At 36.7% G+C, this 5,921-nt stretch carries 5 protein-coding genes and 1 pseudogene; 1 reads left to right on the top strand and 5 read right to left on the bottom strand.

What is annotated here, in order from left to right; all coding sequences use genetic code 11:
- Positions 1-316 (bottom strand): transposase (locus OCV69_RS16215; protein WP_470207090.1); only part of this gene is annotated, 316 nt, incomplete at its 3' end.
- A gap of 180 nt (positions 317-496) precedes the next feature.
- Here OCV69_RS16215 and OCV69_RS16210 point away from each other — a divergent pair.
- Complete coding sequence (locus OCV69_RS16210; protein ID WP_158360284.1) at positions 497-1,384, top strand: YitT family protein; 888 nt, start codon at positions 497-499, stop codon at positions 1,382-1,384.
- 224 nt (positions 1,385-1,608) lie between these two features.
- Here OCV69_RS16210 and OCV69_RS16205 read toward each other — a convergent pair whose 3' ends face one another.
- The 4 genes and pseudogenes from OCV69_RS16205 to OCV69_RS16190 form a co-directional block, all read right to left on the bottom strand.
- Positions 1,609-3,054 (bottom strand): toll/interleukin-1 receptor domain-containing protein, encoded by a 1,446-nt coding sequence (locus OCV69_RS16205; protein WP_158360283.1) that lies wholly within the window; start codon positions 3,052-3,054, stop codon positions 1,609-1,611.
- Between the two features lie 23 nt (positions 3,055-3,077).
- Entirely contained in the window at positions 3,078-4,223 is a 1,146-nt protein-coding gene (locus tag OCV69_RS16200) for a DNA methyltransferase (protein ID WP_158360285.1), read from the bottom strand.
- A 68-nt stretch (positions 4,224-4,291) separates the two neighbouring features.
- Positions 4,292-4,915 carry an ApaLI family restriction endonuclease gene (locus tag OCV69_RS16195; RefSeq protein ID WP_158360282.1) on the bottom strand — a complete coding sequence of 208 codons (624 nt, stop codon included), beginning with the start codon at positions 4,913-4,915 and terminating at the stop codon, positions 4,292-4,294.
- 146 nt (positions 4,916-5,061) lie between these two features.
- Positions 5,062-5,829, bottom strand: a pseudogene (locus tag OCV69_RS16190) (plasmid recombination protein); the annotation flags it as partial.
- Positions 5,830-5,921: the final 92 nt, after the last annotated feature.

Here is a 5,921-nt window from a genome sequence, read left to right as displayed (position 1 = left end):
AAAAAAAGCCCCAAAAGGGCATTGAAAATTTGCTGTAAATAAAGGAAAAATCGAGATGCAGGAAAAGAGATAAAAAAATGACGAGAAGAAAACGACGGAACTTTCCTAGTACTACGACGGAAAACGGGATTGGATTGTACCCGGTTCTTCCCTGGTCTGAACAACAGGCCAGCAGGCCTGAAAAATCCAATTCCTCCATTACTTTTTTCAGGGTATAGACAGGATCGTCGTCGGGTAAATGCAATTCGAAGAAGCTGAAGTTAATTTTCTGTTGCCCAAAATCAAAAAAGTCGTTATAATAATCTTGTTTAAGCATAGTTCCATTATAACATGGAACGGGGAAAAGATGGTTGTCGTTAGCCATCTTTTTCTCTTTTTTATGAAAAAATTTCAGGGTCGGTTGTGACTCACATAAGTCACAGCCGGCCCTGTTTTAGACTATCTATTTCCCGACAGCCCCCTTCGCTCTTTTTTATGAAATGGAGGTATTAAAGTTATGAAAACACAGTTTTCTATGCAAAAGGCAAAAGTATTTACAACGCAATTACTCTGGGAATTCATAGGAAGTGTCTTTATTGCAGCTGGAATTTATAATTTCGCTGTGCAGGCAAAGTTTCCAATGACCGGATTTTCAGGTATTTCTATCATATTATACCGGTTGCTGAATATTCCGATCGGACTTTCAACCATTGTATTGAATATCCCGCTGGCTATTGTCTGCTATCGGCTTCTCGGGAAAAAGTTCTTTATCAGTTCTTTACGATGCATGGTGCTCTCTTCTTTGATGATCGATTATGTGGCACCATTGTTTCCGGTGTATGAGGGTGACCGACTATTAGCAGCCCTTTGTACAGGTGTATTTGGCGGTATCGGATATGCATTGATTTATTCAAAAAACTCCTCTACCGGTGGATCCGACTTTATTATTATGGCAGTGAAAGCCATCAAACCGCATTTGTCTCTTGGAAAAATCGCATTTTGGTCTGATGTGGGAATCATTCTGGTCGGCGGAATTTTATTCCGGGATATAGACGGTATCATTTATGGAATGGTTGTGAATTTTATTTTTGCTGTTGCAGTAGATAAGTTGATGTATGGAATCAATGCCGGGAAGCTTGCATTGATCGTTACAGATCATGGCCCTCAGATCTGTGAAGTGATCGATGAATGCTGTCAACGGGGAACCACCATTTTAAAGGGCCAGGGTGGATATCATGGAAAAGAAAAGCAGGTCGTGATGTGCGCCTGCAACAACAAAGAAATGTTCCAGGTGCAGCAGGCTGTAAAGAAAGCCGATCCGGATTCCTTTTTGATCGTGCTGGAATCCAATGAGGTTCATGGAGAGGGATTTAAGATGGTACAGATTGGGGAGGAAGGAAACTGATCGTATTTTTATGTGGTAGTTTTGGAAGGGAGTCCTCAAAGTCAACGAGCCGGGGATCCGCTGTTTATACGGTTCCCCGGCCCTCTGTTTACTATTCAAACTCGGCGTGTCCTTTGTTGTTATTAACTATATTTATTTAAGTTTCATGCAAATACACACTGTTTTTTTCTTCAATTACATCAATTATTCTGGCTTGCTGATTTTCTGTTGCCAAAATGTTGCCACTAATTTCTAATCCCCAATTCCTCTGCCTTGATAAATTGGCATATTACTGGTGCAGTTTCAAATGCGCTATTATATCTATATTCTCTGAAATTCCCCTGTTTCATTTTTGTTTCAATTTCAATATATTTTTTCTTAAATGCCTCGGCATCTGAAAATCCCATTATTTGAGCAATTTCTTGTAAATGCTCTTTTGATTTTAATCGAACTGCGAACTGTCTAAAAAGACTATTTCCATATTCCATTCTACTGTATATGTATGTTATTGGGAACCAAAACCATCCATCGGTATAATTTTCAACAAACATAGAAGCATTGTAACAAAAGACATCGGCAAAAACAAACTCATTTTTATTACATACTTCTACATTAATATTATCAATCCAATAACTAGCTGTTCCTGAATAATAATTTTTCCCATCCCTTTGCGACACAGCTCTATCAAAATTCTCATTGTTATCATAAAAAACATCAAAACTCTGAGCATCATCATAGCTATATTTACCAACAAAATATGTTTTTGATAAGGTATAAGATAACGCACCATAATCTTTATTTTTGAAATAGAACGCCACTATGTAAATGAATAATTCATGTAATAAAGTCTTTGTAACTTCGCCTTCATATCCATTTTTATTTTTTATCTCCCCACATATTTCTTCCATAAAAGATGCCACGGCTTTATAGGATTCTGGTACATAAAATGAATACTTTAGTAAATGCAAAAAATCATCTCTAAATACTTTTGTTTCACTGTATAACTCTATATACTCTTCTGCTGATATACTATTCCCCAATTTGTCCTTGCTAAAATTTACTATTTTTTCTTTTATGGCAAACAAAAAATTCCTAAATTCATCCTTTTTTACATTATCCGATTTCTGTTGCTTTAAAATTTCATACCTTGTACGAGTTTTAGTTGTAATAGAAGACTTTTCTTCTATCCACGATGGTTTTTTCCCCAGTTCTGGTTTTTCTACTATCTCTATTCCGTATAACCGCTTTACTAACCTTTGATATTCCAAATCATATTTTTCGTCTTGTGATAAATCGAAATGAAGCATAGTTTTTAAATATTGCGGCTTCGGAATTTCCCCATTTTCTCCCCGTTCAAAAACTACCGGTAAGAATTTTTCTTGTCTAACTTTATTATAGACTTCTGGTGAAATAATTTGCGTTTCTGTTCCCACTCCACCATCTCTTGTATTAGCCTTTTTCTCATAATTAGGATCGAGTAATATAAGAACATTTGTTATTGTTGAATCTGTAACACTTTGTTCCATAAATGCGTATGTATCATTTCCTTCTTTTAGTGACCACCGATCTAATACAACGTCAATACCATCATTCATTAAATCTGTTGCAAAAGAAAGGACTTTGGCCTGATAATCTTCCGTTCCCCACGCATACGAAATAAAAACTTTCGGGAATTCTATTATATTCTTCATAAGTTCTCCTCAAATTTTCTTCTTTACCCTCGCATCAATCTCTTGTTATAATTATTTGATGCCTTTAATAAACTTGCGTTCAACTGCAAATCAAGTCCATCAATCACTATCATATTTGACGGTATCGGTATCTCACTGTCCACCAAACCTTCGGACGTTCGAATCATCACAGTAAAACTACACTTTTTTTTCTTTCCAGCATTATTAAGTAAATTAATTGCCTCTGAAAAGCTTTCATATGATTTTTGTATTTTTACAGCGACAGGTGCACCTAAATAAAACTTTTTTAGGAATCCATCTATTCCCTTATTCCTCTGTACCACATCACATCCCAACATATTTAATATTGCTAATTCTTCATCAGTTTTAGTTCTATATGCATCCACCCCAACTTGTAACAATCTGGACACAGTCTTAGTTGGTTCAGCTAATCTTCGATTGCATAACTCAATAGCACTAGGATTTTTATCAACTCCTATAAAATCTCTATTTAACATTTTCGCTGCTACCAGCGTAGTTCCACTTCCACAAAATGGATCTAAAACCAAATTTCCCTCGTCTGTACTTATTTGAATTATCTTTTCAAGCAATTCAATCGGTTTTTGTGTGGGATAGCCAGTTCTTTCTTTCGCCTTCGGATTTAAAAAGGGAATTTCCCACACATCTGACATAGGCACTCCTTTCTTCTCTTTAGCTATTACAACATTTCCCTTTTTATCATATTTATAACTCGCTTTTCCCTCACTATTTCGTACTCTCTCTTGTAGAATTTGATCTATGTTAGTAGTAGGCGAATATTCCTTATAAATTGTATTGAACTTAAAATTACTAGTTTTGGAATAAAAGAATATAGTCTGATGACCAGGAAGTAATCCTTTTTTTGCGTTAGACCATCTTTTATATACCCAAATAATTTCACTCCTGAAATTGTTCTCTCCAAATTCATCATCTAAAATCATTCGCAAGTAATGCGAAGCAGAATCATCGCAATGTAAAAAAACACTCCCTGTTTCCTTTAATACCCTTTTTATTTCTTCAATACGAATTCTTATATATTCAATGTACTCACCTCTTGTTTCCCAAATATCAGAAAACCTATACTCAATTCCATTGGAATCTTTCATGCACTGAATCTTCTGTGAAAAAAAAGGCGGATCTAAATATACCATATCAATAGTATTATCCTCTATTTTTTTTAATATGTTTAAACAATCATCGCAAATTACCACTTATACCCTCACTCCCTGGATTGTGCAATACATTCAAGTATCTCAAGTAAATTAATCCCTGTAAATTCTTCAATATATCTCCAAGCTGCATCCCCATAATAATACTTACCACCAATCCCTTGATACAATGTTTTCAATGTATCTTGTATTTTCTGTGCTTGAGTGCGCTGTGGATAATAAAACATCACTCTGATAGGAATATAGCCTTTATCGCTAATAACTTTTACTCTCGTATGTTCTTTTGTAATATGATCCCCATCAGTTGTAGCATCTCTCCATTTTATTTCGTGTGCCAAATTATCAACTAAACAATCAATCTCAAACGCTTTAGGTCTAATGCCTAACGTATTTTTAATTTTCACTTTTGAAGCATAAGCATATTTATGTTTAATGCATAAGACTGCCGCTTCTTCTAAAAATGCCCCTGCATATTTATATAAGAACCGCCCTTTATTCTGATAAAGATCAATTAAATTTCCTTCCTCATTTGTGACACCCAGAACTCTATATAACAAATAATGTGAAGTATCATCCAGTTTCATTTCTTCAATGCGTAAATCAACTTGATTTTTTAGTTCTTCTGCATATTTATCAGCCAATTCTTTTATTTTATTATAGACATCAACATTCATATTTCCACCCGCTTCACTAAGTATTTGCTTTTATTATATCGTATGCCAAGCATAAATACAAATGGATTTCCTATAAATCGCTCTTGACTAACTGGCATGGATTCGCTTCATGGCAGCTAAGAGGGCTTTAAGCAGCCCTCCACCTATTAGCGGGCTTCCCGATTGTGTTTTCTCCTTGCAGCCTGTTTCCGCTCGGCTTCTATCTGTTCCTGCTGCTTTGCCCGGTCAATCACAGCATTAACCTGTTCAGAGCCGACCACAGCTTTTATACGCCCAAAATCTGCCGCCACTATCCTCAATTCCCGGTTTTCCTCCAAGACTTCTTCCAGCCTATTTGTCAGCCGCTCGTTTCCGCTCCGTTCCCTGTTATACGCAGCTTGCAGCTTTGTAAACTTATTTGAAATATCCAGATATGCCGAATAAACAGAGCGCATGACTTGTATGATTTTCTTTACCAGCGGTTTTGCTTTCTTCTCCCGATACGACTTTGAAGATTCCATAACCGCCGCTTCTGGAAGTGTCTGCTCCGGATCTGCGGAAAAGTCTGCCGCCAGCTTCTCCATGTTCTTTACCATAGGAGCAAGTTCATTCATGCACTTCTGGTATTTGTCCGCCTGTTTCTGCGCTTTCTCTGCTTCCTGCCGGGACTCCTGCAAATCTTCCTGTAAGGAACGAATCTCATCATCAACCTGTAACAACTGTTCATGCAAATCTTCGTTGATTTCTTGAAAAGTAGCGTTTTCTTCCTGCAATTCCACTTTTTTCGCTTCCAGTTCAGCAACTTCCTTTGCCCGCTCCTTTTTCTCAAAATCCAGGACAGATAAATTCTTTTCATGTGTGCCTTTCTTCTCCCACTCAATCCCATGTTCCAGCATGACAGCAGCAAGCTGTTCTTTCTCATAAGCCACCCACTGATATTGTCAATATTGGTTGACACATTTATCTCAAAGATATCACTGCCTATGCAGCCTGTTCCAGAGATTGGTAGTATCTCTGTCGCTTAATT

Source organism: Alitiscatomonas aceti, from assembly GCF_025567195.1.
GTDB lineage: Bacteria > Bacillota > Clostridia > Lachnospirales > Lachnospiraceae > Alitiscatomonas > Alitiscatomonas aceti.
Note: the sequence above shows the minus strand (reverse complement) of the source record. Positions and strands in the feature narration are given on the sequence as shown.

Excerpts from the sequence above, each read along its gene's own strand:
- OCV69_RS16210 (WP_158360284.1), top strand. The coding sequence starts at position 497 with ATGAAAACACAGTTTTCTATGCAAAAGGCAAAAGTATTTACAACGCAA.
- OCV69_RS16200 (WP_158360285.1), bottom strand. The coding sequence starts at position 4,223 with ATGGTATATTTAGATCCGCCTTTTTTTTCACAGAAGATTCAGTGCATG.
- OCV69_RS16195 (WP_158360282.1), bottom strand. The coding sequence starts at position 4,915 with ATGAATGTTGATGTCTATAATAAAATAAAAGAATTGGCTGATAAATAT.
- OCV69_RS16205 (WP_158360283.1), bottom strand. The coding sequence starts at position 3,054 with ATGAAGAATATAATAGAATTCCCGAAAGTTTTTATTTCGTATGCGTGG.